Origin of the sequence: Thioalkalivibrio sp. HK1, assembly GCA_000583135.1 — a bacterium.
GTDB lineage: Bacteria > Pseudomonadota > Gammaproteobacteria > HK1 > HK1 > HK1.
Map to the genome: position 1 here is coordinate 1 of JFBG01000048.1, position 806 is coordinate 806.

Genomic DNA, 806 nt, shown 5'->3' on the forward strand with positions numbered 1-806 from the left:
GTGGCGCGCCATCATGTCCGATCTGTCATGCGACACGATCGTGCGCCACCATGTAGGTATAGTAGATAAAGTCACAGAAAAAAGCAAGAAAAACAAGAGAAAAAGCGCGAGATTTTCGAGAGGGCGGGCATTTTGGAAAGAGTGCGAAGAGAGAAAAGCCGGGTGGGAGATCGTCAGGGTGCCGGATCGCCGCTTTCCGTGCGCGAGGGCGTTTTTCTCTCAGGATCGATGGATGACGATCCAAGTCGTTTGCGGTCGGCTAGTGGGATGGGGTACTTGGGTGGTTCGAGGTCAGGGATCTTGCCGGTCGTTTCCGGAGCATGATCAGTCTTGATCGGCGTCCTGAATAATCTTGGGGCGGGGGAGTCCAGCCCTTCGGAATATTGCTATTCACGCCTTCGCTTTTCTTCGAAGCGGACAGTTGAAAAAACGGATTGAGGGAAATCCAATGAGTGGGGCGCCATCTCCAAAAGACTCACCCTCGAATCGCCTGCCCGACCGTCTCGATATCCCCATAGACGAAGAACGCCACGAGGCGGAGCGATGGTCGGGCAGGCGATCCTCAGGCTAGCCTTACGGGTTCTCTATGCCCCGAAGGATCATCGATGGGCGTTGCCATTCATATTTTTGATGGCGTCGAGCAGGTCGGTCTTCAGGGTGTTCATACCGGCTGCCATATCGTCTTTCGTGACCATCTTCGCTTCCATACTGGCCACCTTCGTTTCCACCTCAGCCAAGTCCTTTTTCGTGGCCATATTCGCTTCCACGTTAGTCACTCTCGATTCGATCGATTGCAGTCTATCCAT

General features: G+C 53.8%; 1 protein-coding gene. It reads right to left on the bottom strand.

The genetic code is table 11. From position 1 onward, the window contains the following. Nucleotides 1–599: 599 nt before the first annotated feature. Nucleotides 600–806 (bottom strand): hypothetical protein (locus BF99_RS0112735; RefSeq protein WP_025771175.1); only part of this gene is annotated, 207 nt, incomplete at its 5' end.